The organism is Pseudomonas sp. GW822-FHT03F08, assembly GCF_058801265.1.
In genome coordinates this window covers 471,140-485,714 of record NZ_JBXANC010000003.1, presented here as the reverse complement: position 1 = coordinate 485,714, position 14,575 = coordinate 471,140, and the positions used below count along the sequence as shown (strand labels likewise).

General features: G+C 59.9%; 18 protein-coding genes and 1 pseudogene. 11 read left to right on the top strand and 8 right to left on the bottom strand.

The genetic code is table 11. The features are described 5' to 3' along the window. Nucleotides 1-129: 129 nt before the first annotated feature. Together AC1RME_RS09315 and AC1RME_RS09310 are read right to left on the bottom strand one after the other, a co-directional pair. The gene (locus tag AC1RME_RS09315) at nucleotides 130-1,194 is read right to left on the bottom strand and encodes a M48 family metallopeptidase (protein WP_096822572.1); all 1,065 of its coding nucleotides are present in this window, start codon (nucleotides 1,192-1,194) and stop codon (nucleotides 130-132) included. A gap of 20 nt (nucleotides 1,195-1,214) precedes the next feature. Then, nucleotides 1,215-1,811: a LemA family protein gene (locus AC1RME_RS09310; protein ID WP_096822651.1), complete on the bottom strand. Its 597-nt coding sequence runs from the start codon at nucleotides 1,809-1,811 to the stop codon at nucleotides 1,215-1,217. A gap of 208 nt (nucleotides 1,812-2,019) precedes the next feature. Here AC1RME_RS09310 and AC1RME_RS09305 point away from each other — a divergent pair, with 208 nt between their 5' ends. Further along, complete coding sequence (locus AC1RME_RS09305; protein WP_096822571.1) at nucleotides 2,020-2,328, top strand: RcnB family protein; 309 nt, start codon at nucleotides 2,020-2,022, stop codon at nucleotides 2,326-2,328. A gap of 3 nt (nucleotides 2,329-2,331) precedes the next feature. On the opposite strand, the gene AC1RME_RS09300 is transcribed toward AC1RME_RS09305, so the two are convergent. Continuing rightward, the gene (locus tag AC1RME_RS09300) at nucleotides 2,332-3,417 is read right to left on the bottom strand and encodes a sensor domain-containing diguanylate cyclase (protein WP_096822570.1); all 1,086 of its coding nucleotides are present in this window, start codon (nucleotides 3,415-3,417) and stop codon (nucleotides 2,332-2,334) included. Nucleotides 3,418-3,577: 160 nt separating this feature from the next. Between AC1RME_RS09300 and AC1RME_RS09295 the strand changes: the two genes are divergently transcribed. Both AC1RME_RS09295 and AC1RME_RS09290 read left to right on the top strand, forming a co-directional pair. Beyond that, complete coding sequence (locus AC1RME_RS09295) at nucleotides 3,578-3,916, top strand: FKBP-type peptidyl-prolyl cis-trans isomerase (protein WP_007952931.1); 339 nt, start codon at nucleotides 3,578-3,580, stop codon at nucleotides 3,914-3,916. A 36-nt stretch (nucleotides 3,917-3,952) separates the two neighbouring features. Next, nucleotides 3,953-4,363: a hypothetical protein gene (locus AC1RME_RS09290; RefSeq protein WP_096822569.1), complete on the top strand. Its 411-nt coding sequence runs from the start codon at nucleotides 3,953-3,955 to the stop codon at nucleotides 4,361-4,363. 74 nt (nucleotides 4,364-4,437) lie between these two features. Here AC1RME_RS09290 and AC1RME_RS09285 read toward each other — a convergent pair whose 3' ends face one another. Beyond that, nucleotides 4,438-4,719, bottom strand: a complete 282-nt coding sequence (locus tag AC1RME_RS09285) for a hypothetical protein (protein ID WP_096822568.1) — start codon at nucleotides 4,717-4,719, stop codon at nucleotides 4,438-4,440. Nucleotides 4,720-4,728: 9 nt separating this feature from the next. Next, the gene (locus tag AC1RME_RS09280; RefSeq protein WP_096822567.1) at nucleotides 4,729-5,100 is read right to left on the bottom strand and encodes a DUF6124 family protein; all 372 of its coding nucleotides are present in this window, start codon (nucleotides 5,098-5,100) and stop codon (nucleotides 4,729-4,731) included. A 584-nt stretch (nucleotides 5,101-5,684) separates the two neighbouring features. Between AC1RME_RS09280 and AC1RME_RS09275 the strand changes: the two genes are divergently transcribed. The 4 genes from AC1RME_RS09275 (at nucleotide 5,685) to dmeF (ending at nucleotide 7,717) form a co-directional block, all read left to right on the top strand. After that, nucleotides 5,685-6,008: a type II toxin-antitoxin system RelE/ParE family toxin gene (locus AC1RME_RS09275; protein WP_065258430.1), complete on the top strand. Its 324-nt coding sequence runs from the start codon at nucleotides 5,685-5,687 to the stop codon at nucleotides 6,006-6,008. A 3-nt stretch (nucleotides 6,009-6,011) separates the two neighbouring features. Beyond that, on the top strand, nucleotides 6,012-6,323 hold the full coding sequence (locus AC1RME_RS09270; RefSeq protein WP_096822566.1) for a helix-turn-helix domain-containing protein: 312 nt from the start codon (nucleotides 6,012-6,014) through the stop codon (nucleotides 6,321-6,323). 180 nt (nucleotides 6,324-6,503) lie between these two features. Beyond that, nucleotides 6,504-6,779, top strand: coding sequence for a metal/formaldehyde-sensitive transcriptional repressor (locus AC1RME_RS09265; protein ID WP_096822565.1), 276 nt, complete (start codon nucleotides 6,504-6,506; stop codon nucleotides 6,777-6,779). A gap of 11 nt (nucleotides 6,780-6,790) precedes the next feature. Next, nucleotides 6,791-7,717, top strand: coding sequence for a CDF family Co(II)/Ni(II) efflux transporter DmeF (gene dmeF / locus AC1RME_RS09260; protein WP_096822564.1), 927 nt, complete (start codon nucleotides 6,791-6,793; stop codon nucleotides 7,715-7,717). Here the strand turns inward: dmeF and AC1RME_RS09255 are convergent. Next, the gene (locus AC1RME_RS09255) at nucleotides 7,714-8,814 is read right to left on the bottom strand and encodes a cytochrome P450 (RefSeq protein ID WP_096822563.1); all 1,101 of its coding nucleotides are present in this window, start codon (nucleotides 8,812-8,814) and stop codon (nucleotides 7,714-7,716) included. The two genes, dmeF and AC1RME_RS09255, sit on opposite strands and share 4 nt — an antisense overlap. A 79-nt stretch (nucleotides 8,815-8,893) precedes the next feature. Here AC1RME_RS09255 and AC1RME_RS09250 point away from each other — a divergent pair, with 79 nt between their 5' ends. The 3 genes and pseudogenes from AC1RME_RS09250 to AC1RME_RS09240 all read left to right on the top strand — a co-directional run. Further along, a complete protein-coding gene (locus AC1RME_RS09250; protein WP_096822562.1) occupies nucleotides 8,894-9,649 on the top strand; it encodes an ArsR/SmtB family transcription factor in 756 nt (251 codons plus the stop codon). A gap of 88 nt (nucleotides 9,650-9,737) precedes the next feature. After that, complete coding sequence (locus AC1RME_RS09245; protein WP_096822561.1) at nucleotides 9,738-10,958, top strand: putative DNA modification/repair radical SAM protein; 1,221 nt, start codon at nucleotides 9,738-9,740, stop codon at nucleotides 10,956-10,958. Beyond that, nucleotides 10,955-11,773, top strand: a pseudogene (locus tag AC1RME_RS09240) (TIGR03915 family putative DNA repair protein); the annotation flags it as partial. The gene AC1RME_RS09245 and the pseudogene AC1RME_RS09240, both read left to right, overlap by 4 nt. A gap of 23 nt (nucleotides 11,774-11,796) precedes the next feature. Here the strand turns inward: AC1RME_RS09240 and AC1RME_RS09235 are convergent. Beyond that, complete coding sequence (locus AC1RME_RS09235) at nucleotides 11,797-12,405, bottom strand: LysE family translocator (protein WP_096822560.1); 609 nt, start codon at nucleotides 12,403-12,405, stop codon at nucleotides 11,797-11,799. Nucleotides 12,406-12,511: 106 nt separating this feature from the next. On the opposite strand from AC1RME_RS09235, the gene AC1RME_RS09230 reads away from it, so the two are divergent. Then, the gene (locus tag AC1RME_RS09230; protein WP_096822559.1) at nucleotides 12,512-13,390 is read left to right on the top strand and encodes a LysR substrate-binding domain-containing protein; all 879 of its coding nucleotides are present in this window, start codon (nucleotides 12,512-12,514) and stop codon (nucleotides 13,388-13,390) included. A 52-nt stretch (nucleotides 13,391-13,442) separates the two neighbouring features. Here the strand turns inward: AC1RME_RS09230 and AC1RME_RS09225 are convergent, their stop codons facing one another. After that, nucleotides 13,443-14,462, bottom strand: coding sequence for a branched-chain amino acid aminotransferase (locus tag AC1RME_RS09225; protein WP_096822558.1), 1,020 nt, complete (start codon nucleotides 14,460-14,462; stop codon nucleotides 13,443-13,445). Nucleotides 14,463-14,575: the final 113 nt, after the last annotated feature.

Genomic DNA, 14,575 nt, shown 5'->3' with positions numbered 1-14,575 from the left:
ATTGCATAGTTGGCATGGATTGATGCGCAGGGCGGATCAATCCATCTGGATGGAATCATTCAGACCGGGAGCAAAGGCGCAGGGGTTGGCAGCCAATGCAGACCGGTTCCCCCGCGCGAAAGCGGATGCCTACCCGCGCTCGAGTGCAGCCTCAACCTTTTCAACGGGTGCAAAGCTGCCATCCCACTGTGGATCGATACGCCGGATTCGCTCGCTTAGATTGGGATGCGTGGCAAACAGGCGACTCAGCGGGTTCGAAACACCGGTGCTGAAATACAAATGACTGAACTCGCTGGCCCCTGATGCACTGATCGTCGAACCCTGCGTGTGGGTCGCGATCTTCTTCAGGGCGCCAACAATGCTCTGCGGATTACGCGTGTACTGCACCGCGCTGGCATCGGCGAGGAACTCGCGTTGCCGGCTGACTGCCGCTTTGATCAGGCTGGCGAAGAATGTTCCGAGAAACCCACCGACGAATAGAACAACGCCAACAAACAGCGCAATGCACATCAAAACGAATTCGTTTTTATCGTCCTTGTCCTTTTTTCGGGGTTTGTTGTTCATATTGGCTTTTACCAGAGCGACGAGGATCAACGTTCCGGCCAGCCCCAACACCAGCAGGCCGTGAACAGCTGCCACAAGTTGGGTATTGAGGCGCATGTCCCCGTTGAAAATATGGCTGAACTCGTGGGCGATCACACCTTGCAGCTCATCTCGGGTGAGCAGCGATACCGCGCCTTGGGTAATCCCGATCGCTGCGTCTTCGGGCGTGAAGCCTGCTGCGAAGGCGTTGATGCTCTCGTCCGGCAACAGATACACCGCAGGCACAAGAGTGCCGGAGGCAATCGCCATTTCCTCGACGACATTCATCAAGCGTCGTTCGTCCGGCGTGTGTGCATTGTCGTTGATCAATCTCCCGCCAAGCTTTTGTGCGACGACTTTTCCACCCGCTCGCAGTTGCCAATATTTCACCAGTCCACCGATCAGCACGACGCCGCTTACCGATGCAGCAACGATAGCCAGCGCCTGCAGGGCATCTTTGAGCGTGCCAGTCCCGCTCAAGTATTTGTCGATGCTGGAGAAGACGAAGGGCAGGCTGATGAGTGCAATCATCGTCAGCAACGCGAAGATCATCAGGATCACTAGCCGGGTGGTATGGCGCCGGGCCTGGTGTTGTTGTTCGAAGAAGTTCATGTGCCGTCCTTGGGCGGGAATCAGAAGGAAACCTTGGGTGCGGTTTTGATTGCCAGCGTATCCGCAAACTTCAGCGGCACGGCGTCATCGCGATGGCCAAAACTGGCTGCCAGCAGCACCGCGGGAAAACTCTGCTTGAGGGTGTTGTAGGCCATGACCGCGTCGTTGAAGGCCTGACGCGCGAAACTCACCTTGTTTTCGGTGCTGCTCAGCTCTTCGCTCAGTTGCTGCATGTTCTGCGAGGCCTTGAGTTCCGGATAGGCTTCCAGGGTCAGGTTCAGTCGACCCACGGCGCTGCTGAGTGCGCTGTCCGCCAGGCCCAGTTGCGCGATGTGCTGGGCATTGCCCGGTTTGGCCTGTGCAGCTTCGAGTCCCGCCACGGCGGTATTGCGCGCGGCGATGACCGCTTCCAGGGTTTCGCGCTCATGGGCCAGATAGCCCTTGGCGATGCTGACCAGATTGGGGATCAGGTCATAGCGGCGCTTGAGTTGCACTTCGACCTGGGCAAACGCGTTCTTGATCTCGTTGCGCCGGGCAACGAGCTTATTGAAAAGACTGACAGCGTAGAGGCCCAGAACCGCAAGCAGCACAAGATTGACGATGAGGTAGATTTTCACGGTGATGTCCTTGTTCACTCGGCGGGGGCGCGCGGGATCTTATCGCAAATGAATGCCGTTGACTGTATTCGCTCCGTGGCGGGCGAGCCTCGGTTAGCGTTCCGGGGGATGGCTACAATCTCAAGTCCGGCATCATCAAAAAACAAGGAATGATTCCAGAACCCCGCAGTCGGAGTTCAGGTATCACACATCTGAAGGAGGTTCACCGATGAACAACAAGACCCTGATCGCCAGCCTGGCCCTCGTCGCCGGCATCACCGGGATCAGCCCGCTCGTTCAAGCGGCGCCAGCCTCGACCGACACCGTCGAACGTTCGCCCATCGATGGCCGCGAACTGAAGGTCAACGACCGTGCTCCGGATGTCTATCAGCGCAGCGAAAAAGCCATCAACAACTGGAAACAGAAAGGCCTCAAGCAACCCGATCCCCAGGCGCAGTGGGTGCAGATGAACGACAAGTACGTGATGGTGATGATTACCAACGGGACGATTGTGGATATCAAGCCGGTGGAGCGTTAACGCTCACATTCCAAATCCCGGTGCACTTGCCCGCACCGGGCTTTCGCCACCTAACCGATACTGATTATTCCCGCTGCGCTTGGCCTCGTACATCGCCAGATCCGCAATGTGCAGCAGCCGATCCATGGTCGGCGCATGGTCGGGGAACACGGCGACGCCGAGGCTGGTGCCGATGTGGCGCTGGTCGTTGCCGATGGTGATCGGTGGGGACAGTTCGATGAAGATTTTCTGGCAGATGCTCCGCGCTTCGTCCTGCAGATTCAGGCCGGGGGCGAGGCCCTGGAGAATGACCACGAACTCGTCGCCGCCGATGCGGGCGACGGTGTCGCTGACCCGCAGGATGCGTTTCAAACGCGTGGCGGTGGTGATCAAAACGCGGTCGCCGGCGGCATGGCCGTAGCGGTCGTTGATGCTTTTGAAACCGTTGAGATCGATGAACACCAGCGCCACCCGGGTCTCGGTAGCGCGGGCATGCTCCAGCGCTTCCGACAGGCGTTCTTCCAGCACCAGTCGATTGGGCAAACCGGTCAGCGGGTCGAAATGTGCCAGGTGCTGAAGGTAACTGGCCGAGGCCTTCTCTTCGGTGATATCGCGCACCACGCCCATCATCTTGATCATCGCGTCATGATCGTTCTTCACCACATTGCCGGTTTCCCTTAGCCAGCGAATCGTGCCATCGGGCCAGACCACGCGGTATTCCTCGTCGTGGTTTTCGCCGGTTTCCAGGCAACGCAATTCCCCGGCGCGCACCTTGGCGCGGTCGTCCGGGTGGACGCAGGAGCAGAACAAGGCGTAGGACGGCGTCACTTCGCCGATCTTGAAGCCGAACATGCCGAAGATTGCGTCGGACCAATAGAGCCGATCAGTGTCGACTTCCCAATCCCAGGTGCCGATCCGGGCGAAATACTGACTGCGCTTGAAGCGTTCGGCATCGCCATCCTGGTGAATGTTCTGGCCTTCGGCGGCGCGGGTGAGCAGTTCACGGTATTCGCCGAGCTGCCGACGCAGGGCACGCTCGCGACGAATCAGCACGGCGATCACGACCATCAACACAACGAAAATGGCGAAGCTGATCCAGAGTTGAGTCATTCAAGCGGTGCTGTCATGGCGTATCGATCCGGGAGTGATGGCGTGTCGCTATCTTAATTCACGGCCAACGCCGGAAACAGCGGCAACCTTGGGTCAAACGGTTGCCAATGGCCAGCATTTCTGGGAAAACGGCGGCCAGCGGAACAATAGAGTGAATGTTATGAATGATGAACTGCAGATAATCGATCTTCAGCCCGGCGACGGAAAAGCCGCCGTCAAAGGCGCATTGATCACCACCCAATACACCGGTTGGCTGGAAGACGGCACTGAGTTCGACTCCTCCTGGAGCCGGGGCAAGCCGTTCCAGTGCGTGATCGGTACGGGCCGGGTGATCAAGGGCTGGGATCAAGGGATCATGGGCATGCAGGTCGGCGGCAAACGCAAACTGCTGGTGCCGGCGCATTTGGGCTATGGCGAGCGGACGATGGGCAAGATCCCGCCGAATTCGAATCTGGTGTTCGAGATTGAGTTGCTCGAGGTTTTGACGCGGGAGGATTGATTCCGGCGTTTGATGATCACAGTCAGGAATTGGCGCATGGACGTGTGGCACATGATTTTCCAGTTTGCCGAGTGGTTGGGCGAGAAGCACTCGTCGCACGGGCGCTGGTCTTACGGGTATATGGCTGTGCTCAACGCTGCTGTGGCGGTTGGCACTTGGGTTGTGGCCAGGGAACAGATAGCAAAGAGCAAAGTGCTCAAGGATCGTGTGACGACGACGCTGGCGTCTCGAAGCCTGACAGTGACTTCCTTTGCAGAAGAAGGCGGGCAACAGGTCAGATTCACCGGCGTTCTGCTGGAGGAAGAGGGGGTTTATACCGTGACCCTGACTCGCCAGGATGTTCAAGGCTCCATCGTTTCTTCGAGCGACGGATTGCACTCGTTGGAAGAGGTCGATCGTTACTTGAGAGGTCATACGCCGTTTATCCTGTCTGACTTTCGGCGCTGATTGCGTCCGCCTATACAACCCGCTGCCTCCTTTTACGGAGCCAGCGGGTTTTTTCTTGCCTGTTACCTGAGGCGTTACGCAGCCATTGCCATCTCATCCAGCGTTGCGGCAACCGTGCTGGTCAGGCTCGGAAATCTGCGTTTTACGCTGTGGAGTGCCGGCATTACGCGGTCCCGGTCCAGTTTGCCGTGATCGCGGGCGAGTTGGACGAGGACGTCGAGGGCGGCGGTGACGATGGATTTTCTTTCGCTTTCGAGCAGGAGCAGGCAAGCCTTCTCGGCCCATTGGCTGTCTTTCTCGTTGAGGCCGATGGAGATCAGGGCGGCGACGACTTGTGCATCGGATTTGCTGGCCATGGTGTTTCCTCAGATCGCGGGGTCAATGGTGTCCAGCGCCCTGTTGACCGCCAGTTCGCCGAACATCACCACTTGGGCGATGCCCAGCACGGTACTGCGGTAGGGCGGGTCCAGCAGCGCGGCGAAGTCGCTGAGCATCACGCTGGCCGAGGCCATCGATTCGCAGGCGTGGGCCAGCAGGGAATGCTGATCCATGTCGGGGGCGACGAGGAACATGCGGCCGGGGCAGTGTCGTTTCGGGGCGGAAGGTTTCAGGTAGTGGTCGAGGGCGCGTTCGGCGGCTTCGTGGAGTTTTTTTGAATCGGTTGTGGAGTAGGGAGAGGTCGGGTCGGATTCGGACGATACGTCTGTTTCCGGAGGATTAGGCGTTGGCTTGATCATTTGCTTGGAAACCTCCAAAAGAGGCTGACACGTTCTTGCGACTAAACAATAGGTGGCAGCTGTACGCAGGTTAGTCGACCAGTATCCAAGCACTACTGGCGCGCCCTAGAGCGCCCTACGCACAGCCGCCATTGAGTACAGGCGTGGAAATGCCTGACTGAAAAACAGCTTGCGAGCTTGGATAAAACGCCGAGCGACTAAACCCGTTCACTGACCATTCAGTGATGCGAATCAAGTTACGGGCAGGCCCCAAACCGCACAAGCCGGCGGATTCTGGCGTAGTTGTAGGCAAAGGCGCAAGGCGATGTAGCCTCCCGGATGGGGGCAAAATGATGCGTCATTTTTCAGTCCGCCTTCGCGAGCAAGCTCGCTCCCACAGGGGGGCTGTGTCGGCTTATCAGGGGTGCTGGCTCGCGAAATTCTGCTTTGTGATACCAAATGTCAGATAAGCCAATTCAAACTTGATTTATATCGGTTTCGATATAGTCTGCTGGTATGTGATCGCTGCCATTCCTTGCAACACACCGCCGCCACACGATTCTGTCCGGGCTATTACGCTTTTCCTTCCAACACAGGAGAAGCCAATGCCAAGACACAAGGACGTGGTGTTTGTCGGGAGTGCGCTCAAGGATCTGAGAGCTTTTCCCCTCGATGCTCGCAGAGCCGCAGGATTCCAACTGGATCTGTTGCAACAGGGCGACGAACCCTTTGACTGGCGCCCCATGAAAACAGTCGGGCGGGGCGTCAATGAAATCAGAATCACCGAGGATTCAGGGGCGTTTCGAGTGTTTTATGTGGTCAACCGGCCTGACGCGATTTATGTGCTGCACGCCCTGCAAAAGACCACGCGCAAAACCGAGACGCGAGACATAGAACTGGCACGGGCCAGATATCAGGAAATAGGTTGAACCATGACGGATCATCAAAACTCTTCCCAGCGTTTCGCAAGCGTCTGGGATGCACTGGAAGACACGCCGCAGGAAGCGGCCAACATGCGTCTGCGGGCCAAGCTGATGCGTACGCTGTGCGAAACGATTCGTGCCTGGGAGCTTCCGCAGAAGGAGGCGGCCAAGCGTCTCGGCATCACGCAGCCGCGCCTCAACGACGTACTCAACGGCAAAATCGACAAGTTCTCTCTCGATGCGCTGGTCAACCTGTCGGCCGCAGCGCAACTGGATGTAGACCTCTGCTTCTCGTCGTCCTCGCCACTGCAATGGGCCTGACAGACGAGGGTACCCAACGGCCCTGCCTCTGAAAAACCTTCCAGAGGCGGCGCCATCTGACGCGCCGCCTCATTCTTTCGCATCAAAATCTCAACCCGCGACGGACGGTCGAAAACAGGCCTTGCCCCTATCGATCGGAACAGCGACTATGCTCTCCATATAGGGGTAGGGGGTATAGGTATGTCGCACACGCACGAACACAAAGGTGAGTTGCTCAATCGGGTCCGGCGCATTGCCGGGCAGGTTCAGGCAGTTGAACGGTCGCTGGAATCCGAGGCCGATTGTGCCAAGACGTTGCACCTGATGGCGGCGATTCGCGGCGCGGTCAACGGTCTGATGGAACAGTTCATCGAGGCCCATGCCCGCGAGCATGTCGCCCATCCCGACCTCAGCGATGAAGCCCGCGCCCAGGGCGTGGAAGAGTTGCTGCAAGCCATCCGCCGTTATTCCAAGTGAGCACCGACCCCATGAATCTGACGACTCGGTCTGACGACTTTTCCCACGATCACCAGTTTCTTGGCGCGTCCCATGACGACAACGCCCGCCGCACCTTGTGGGTGGTGGCGCTGACGTTCGTGATGATGATCGGCGAAATTGCCGCCGGTTATCTCACCGGTTCCATGGCACTGCTGGCCGATGGTTTCCACATGGCGACCCATGCTGGCGCCTTGGGCATTGCGGCGGCGGCCTATGGTTTTGCCCGGCGCAACGCCAACAACCGTCGCTACAGTTTCGGCACCGGCAAGGTCGGCGATCTGGCGGGTTTTGCCTCGGCGATGGTGTTGGGGCTGGTGTCGCTGGGGATTGCCGGGGAGTCGATTTTCCGCCTATTCGAGCCCACCAGTGTGGCGTTCGGCGAAGCAACCTTGATCGCCGTGGTCGGCCTGGGCGTCAACCTGCTCAGCGCCTTTTTGCTGGCCGGCCATCACGGTCATCATGACCACGGCCATAGCCACGATCATGGTCATCACCACCATCACGACAACAACCTGCGCTCAGCCTACGTGCACGTACTGGCCGATGCGTTGACGTCGGTGCTGGCGATTGCCGCGCTGCTTGCCGGTCGCTATCTGGGCTGGGTGTGGATGGATCCGGTGATGGGCATCGTCGGTTCCATCGTCATCGCCAAATGGGCCTGGAACCTGATGCGCGACAGCGCCGCCGTGCTGCTCGACACCACCGATGAACCGGTGGCCGAGGAGATCCGCGAACTGCTGGAAACCTCCGACGATGTGCGCATCAGCGACCTGCACGTCTGGCAGGTCGGCCCGCAGGCACGAGCGGCGATTGTCAGTGTGGTGGCGGCTGCGGGCGTGACTGCCGAGGCGATTCGCGAGCGTCTGGCACCGGTGCATGAGCTGTCGCACCTGACCATCGAATTGCGCAACGCTTAAGTCGTTGCCTCGCAGAACAATGGAATCCGCCCATTGAGAGAAGGGCGGTAATGCCAGGCGAACCGCTTCAGGTCGATGTCATGGGCGAGGATTTCACCGACGGTGGCGCTGGCAATGGTCATCGCCAACCTTTGCCCCGGGCATTGATGACGACCGCTGCCGAACGTGAAACTGCGGCGGTTCGGGCGATCCGGCAGAAATCGATCCGGGTTTTCGTTCAGTGCCGGGTCGCGGTTGGCTGAGGCGAGCAACACCAGAATCACGTCGCCCGCTTCAAGTCGCACGCCGTCGATTTCGCAGGTGTTCGCGACAAAACGTCGGGTGTTCTGCACTGATGGATCGAAGCGCTGCACTTCGGCCAGCAGCGAATCGACTGACACGTCGTGTAATTCAGGCTGACGCTGCAACGCCACCAGCGCGTTGCCGATCAGGCCGGCGGTGGCTTCAAAGGTCTGCGAGCAAAGGCCGATGAGGTTGGCGATCAGTGCGTCTTCTTCGCCTGCAAAGCGCTGTTGGATGTCGGCGAGAAACGGGTTTGGCTCCGCCAGTAATTCAATGAAGTAACCGTACAATTGCTCAGCCACTCGATGCGCTGCCGCCAGTTGCAGGTCATTGCTCAGCGGTGAAAGGCACGCCGCGAAATCCGCCGTCAGTTCACTGATGACCCGCGCCTGCGCCGGGGTGAAGCCAAGCAGCGCTGCAACCACGCTCACCGGGCCGCGAAACATTGCTTTATATAAGCCGTCGGCATCGTTAGTCACCAACCGTGCGGCGACCAGCGCCCTGACATCTTCGTCATTGATCAGCCCCAGCGGCGGCTCAATGGCCGAACGCGGGCAGCGCTGAGCTTCGCCGTCATTCATGCGCATCAACTGGCCAAACACCTTGCCCGCCATGCCATCGGCGATGGCTTTGGGCACCGGTTCCTGCACCGGGCGCACCCGGCAATCCGCATGCGCCAGCACCGCGCACACCGCTCGGGCGCTGCTGGCGATCCACAGTTTCAGTCCGTGATGAAAGGTCAGACCGCCCGCCGCGCGCAGTTCGGCGTAGTAAGGGTAGGGATCGGCGTGAGTCGCAGCGATGATCGGGTCCATGGTTCGCAACCTTGTCGGTGGGGAAAGTGTTGCTACTATCTCCAGTCCTTGAGGGCGATGATTCGTCCGGGAGCGAAATATGCACGCAGAACATCAAGACATCGGCGTCTCGCAAGTGGCGGCCGCCATCGCGGAACCGGCGCGAACCAAAATGCTGTGCTCGCTGATGGACGGCCACGCCCGCACCGCCACGGAGCTGGCGACCCTCGCCGACGTCAGCGCATCGACCGCCAGTGCGCACCTGGCCAAACTCAAGGACCTGGCATTGGTGCGCCTGCACGTGCAGGGCCGCCACCGTTATTACAGCCTCGCCGACAAGCGCGTGGCCCAGGCACTCGAAGCGCTGATGGTGATCGGCCAGAACCCCGCGCCGGCCTTCAAACCCCACACACCGGATCGCCTGCAATTCGCCCGTACTTGCTACGACCACATGGCCGGGACGTTGGCGGTGTTGCTGCATGACCGGTTGTTGGAGGGCGGTTGGCTGGTGGAAACCGATGAGCAGGCCTACCGCTTGAGCGAGAGCGGAGAGGCGCTGTTCGAAGGGGTGGGCATTGAGGTCAGGGATCTGTCGACCTTGCGCCGACGCTTTGCCTGCCCGTGCCTGGACTGGAGCATGCGCCGGCCGCATCTGGGCGGATCGCTCGGGGCGGCGTTGTTGCAGACCGCGTTGAAGCGCAAATGGGTGACGCAGGATCTGGACAGTCGGGCGCTGACGTTGACGGCGACGGGGCGCAAGGAGATGACAGCGCGGTTCGGAGTGAAATGGCCCGAAGCAATGCAGCCTGTCCCGGTGCGTAAATCCTCGACCATCGCAGCTGACAGCCGACTGTAATAAGTCTGACTGACGAAGGGGCGTTTTACGGCTTGTGGCCCGTGGGCGGACTCTATACTGTATATGCGAACAGTATAAGGTCCGTGCCATGCAACTCATCGACAAGCTCAGCATCCTCGCCGACGCCGCCAAGTACGACGCCTCCTGCGCCAGCAGTGGCGCGCCCAAGCGCAGCTCCGAGGGCAAGAGCGGGCTGGGTTCCACCGATGGCATGGGCATCTGCCACAGCTACACGCCGGACGGGCGCTGTGTGTCGCTGCTCAAGGTTCTGCTGACCAATTTCTGTCTCTATGACTGCCAATACTGCGTCAACCGACGCACCAGCGATGTGCCCCGTGCGCGTTTCACGCCCGAGGAAGTGGTGACGCTGACCCTGGATTTCTACCGGCGCAATTGCGTCAGTGGGTTGTTCCTCAGCTCCGGGATCATTCGTTCGGCGGACTACACCATGGAGCAACTGGTGCGCGTCGCCAAGCTGTTGCGTGAAGAACATGAATTCCGTGGCTACATCCATCTCAAGACCATTCCCGAAGCGGATCCTGCGCTGATCGAAGAAGCCGGGCATTATGCCGACCGTTTGAGCGTCAACATCGAATTGCCCACCGATGCCAGCCTGCAGACGCTGGCGCCGGAGAAGCAGATCGGCTCGATCAAGCAAGCCATGAACACCATCTACACCGGTGTGCAGACCGTACTCAACGAGCCCCGCGCACCGAAGTTCGCCCCGGCCGGGCAGAGCACGCAGATGATCGTCGGTGCCGATGACACCGACGACAGTACGATTCTGCACAGCGCTCAGGCGCTCTACGGCAACTTCCGCCTGCGCCGGGTCTATTACTCGGCGTTCAGCCCGATTCCCGACAGCCCGAAAAGCGTGCCGCTGGCCGCGCCGCCGCTGATGCGCGAGCACCGCTTGTATCAGGCCGACTTTCTGCTGCGCAGTTACGGCTACACCGCCGGTGAATTGCTTCAAGGGCCGGGCAATCTGGCGCTGGACATCGACCCGAAACTGGCCTGGGCGCTGCAGAATCGCGAGGTGTTTCCGCTGGATCTCAACCGCGCCGAGCCGGCGTTGATCTCGCGCATTCCCGGCATTGGCCTGCGTACCACCGAGCGATTGGTGGAGCTGCGTCGGCAGCGGCGCATTCGTTACGAGGACGTGGCGCGCATGCGCTGTGTGCTGGCCAAGGCCAAACCGTTCATCATCACCAGCGATTACCACCCGCAGCAGTCGGAAGTCACCAGCCAGATGCTCTATCAACAACTGCGCGACCGGCCGATGCCGCAGCAGATGGGGTTGTGGGGATGATCAATCTCGATTGCGACGACCTGTTCGACACCTGGCGCCAACAGGCGCGCTGGCTGCTCAGCCATGAAATCGATCCGAGTCTGGTGAGCTGGGCTTCGGAAGGGGTGAGTGATCTGTTTGCCAGTGATGTGTCGGTGCCTGAAGGGCAGGGGCCCTTTCAGGCGCGGATTCCGCGTGCGTTGCTCGACACCCTGGAACAAGCGTCGCGATACCGTGGCGATCAGCGTTGGAGTCTGCTTTATGAAGTGCTCTGGCGCGTCAGCCATGGTGATCGCACGGCAATGATGGCCGGCGACAAACTGGGCAGCGAGTTGCAGCGGCGGATCAAGCAGGTGCAGCGCGAAGCCCATCATCTGCATGCGTTCGTGCGTTTCATCGAGCGTCCGTCAGAGCTGCCGGGCCCTCAATACGTGGCATGGCACGAACCGGCCCACGACATCCTGCACAGCGCCAGCGAACACTTCATCGGCCGCATGGGCCGGCATCGTTGGCTGATCGCCACGCCGCGCGACGGGGTTTACTACGATGGCGAGCAGTTGATTCATCATCGCCAGTGCCCGGTGGAATGGCGGCAACTGGCGCAGAACGTTGATGATCCGCAGGGTGAGTTGTGGCTGGCTTATTACAGCCACATCTTCAACCCGGCGCGGTTGAACGAGAAGGTCATGCAGGGGCATTTGCCGATGCGCTTCTGGAAGAATCTGCCTGAAGGGGAATTGATCCCCGGATTGATTACCCAGGCGCGTATGGGCAAGCAGCAGAACGGGCAGGCCGGCGGAATTGCCGGGCGTGGCGGCAAACGTATTGCGTTGAAACAGGTGGAGCATCCGCCGTCTGATCAGCGAGTTGCCGAAGCCATCAACAGACCAAAACCGGCAAAGGTCACGCCCGAGACTTTCGCTGCCAGCCAGGAACCTTTCGGGCTCGATAGCCAACCTTTGGCGGCATTGGCGAGCAGGGCATAGCTGCCGTGCACCAGAATCACCAGCACCGCGTAAGAAGCTACCAGTTTGAAAAACTGCGGATGGAAAGCCTGAGCGGTGTCGATGAACTGCGGAAACACCGCCAGAAAGAAGAAGATGGCTTTGGGATTGAAGAACTGCAGGGACGCGGCTTCCAGAAAACGGTAACCCGGGCGAGAAGGGCGGACGTCTTGCAGGGTACGGAAACGATCCGAACGCCAGCTCTTGAAACCCAGGTACAACAGATAGGCGGCGCCGGCGTATTTCAGCACGGTAAAAGCCGTTGCCGAGGCGCTGAGAATCAGACCGACACTGGTAGCGCTGAGGGCGGCAACCACGAACGCACCCGAGGCAATCCCCAGAATTCCCGGCACTGCGCCGGCCCAGCCCAGGCGCACGGCGTTGGACAACGTCAGCACCACACCCGGGCCAGGGCTCAAAATGGTCAGGGTGGCGAAGAGTACAAAGAGTCCGTAACTGTGCATGTCTGGCTCCGTCAGGGCGCGGGATTGGGCGTGCGGGAAGATTGGCGCGGCGACGAGCGAGTGACAAACGCTTTAAATGCAGCGCATACGTGACTAAATTAGACCCATGAACAAATCACTCCCACCGCTCAACGCGGTTCGTGCCTTTGCGGTCGCCGCCCGTCATCAGAGTTTCACGCTGGCGGCCGAAGAACTGCATGTGAGTCACAGTGCTGTCAGTCGACACATCAAATTGCTGGAAGAACACCTGGGTGTGCTGCTGTTCGAACGACGCATCCGGCAATCGTTGTTGACGCCCGCCGGCCAGCGTTTCTATCACCAGGTCAGCGCCGGTCTGGCGCAGATCGCCGACGCTGCTGCCGAGTTGCGACAGCAGGCGGCACGGCCGACCGTGATCATCAACACTCGACCGTCTTTTGCCCAGTTGTGGCTGATGCCCCGGCTGGATGCCTTTATGGCAGAGCACCCGGACATCGAGCCGCAAGTGATCACCCAGACTCGATCCCCGGATCCTGCACAGGACAGCTTCGATATTGTCATCCGCCGTGGTCGTGACGACTGGGCGCCGACCATCGAGTCGCACGCGTTGTTCGAGGATGAATTGCTGATGGTGGCAGCGCCCGAGTTGATCGAGCGACTACCACTGGCGGATCTTGCGGATCTGGGCCGGCACACCTTGCTGACCGTCAGGGCCCGGCGTGAGGACTGGCACCACTGGGCGCTGCGCTTCGGCCAGAGCCAGAGTGCCACCCAGGACATTCGCCAGTTCGATTACATGCATCGGGTGTTGGAGGCTGCGGTGGCGGGCGAGGGCATTGCCTTGTGCCCGACCACGTTGCTGGGCACGCACTTGTCGAGCGGTCGGCTGGTTTGCCCGCTGCCCGACTTGCGCATGCCGTTGCCACGTTATTACTGCGGCGTTGCACCACAGGCGTCCGCATCGGCTCAGGTGTTTCTGGCGTGGCTGCAAAAACAGACCCCATGAAAAAGCCCCCATCGATCACTCGATGGGGGCTTTTGTACATCTGGCCGTCAGATCAAACCTTGACGATCCAGCCTGCTGGCGCTTCGACGTCGCCGGTCTGTACGCCGGTCAGCTCCTTGTAGAGCTTCTGGGTCACAGGGCCGACTTCGGTTTCGCTGTGGAACACGTGCAGGTGGTCGTTGTAGCTGATGCCGCCGATCGGGGTGATCACCGCAGCGGTACCGCAAGCACCGGCTTCCTTGAAGTCCGACAGCTTGTCGATGAACACGTCGCCTTCGACCACTTCCAGGCCCAGACGGGACTTGGCCAGTTCAATCAGGGACAGACGGGTGATGCCCGGCAGTACCGATGGCGAGTTCGGGGTCACGAACTTGTTGTCGTGGGTGATCCCGAAGAAGTTGGCCGAACCGACTTCCTCGATCTTCTTGTGGGTCAGCGGATCCAGGTAGATGGCGTCAGCGAAGTGCGCTTTCTTGGCCTGGGAGCCCGGCATCAGGCTGGCAGCGTAGTTGCCACCGACCTTGGCGGCACCGGTGCCTTGTGGCGCGGCGCGGTCGAAGGAGGAGATCTGGAAGTTGTGCGGGGTCAGGCCGCCCTTGAAGTAGGCGCCCACCGGGATCGCGAACACCGAGAAGATGAACTCCGGTGCGGTGCGCACGCCGATGTTGTCACCCACGCCGATCACGAACGGACGCAGGTACAGCGCGCCGCCGGTGCCGTAAGGCGGGATGAAACGCTCGTTGGCGCGAACCACGTCCTTGCACGCTTCGATGAATTGCTCGGTGGACACATGCGGCATCAGCAGGCGGGCGCAGCTGCGCTGCATGCGGGCGGCATTCTGGTCCGGACGGAACAGGTTGATCGAGCCGTCCTTGCAACGATAGGCCTTCAGGCCTTCGAAGCATTGCTGGCCATAGTGAAGGGCAGTGGAGCCTTCGCTGATGTGCAGCACGTTGTCTTCGGTCAGGGTGCCTTTGTCCCACTCGCCGTTGCGAAAGTACGACAGATAGCGTTTATCGGTCTTGATGTAATCAAAACCCAGCTTGTCCCAATTGATGCTTTCGTTACCCATGACACCCTCTATCACTTAACAACCGTCGAAACGGTTCAAGGCTTCTGACGTTTTTTTGGATGGGCACAACAATACTTCATTCTTGAGCGGTTTCGCAGCCCGGGCGATGGGGG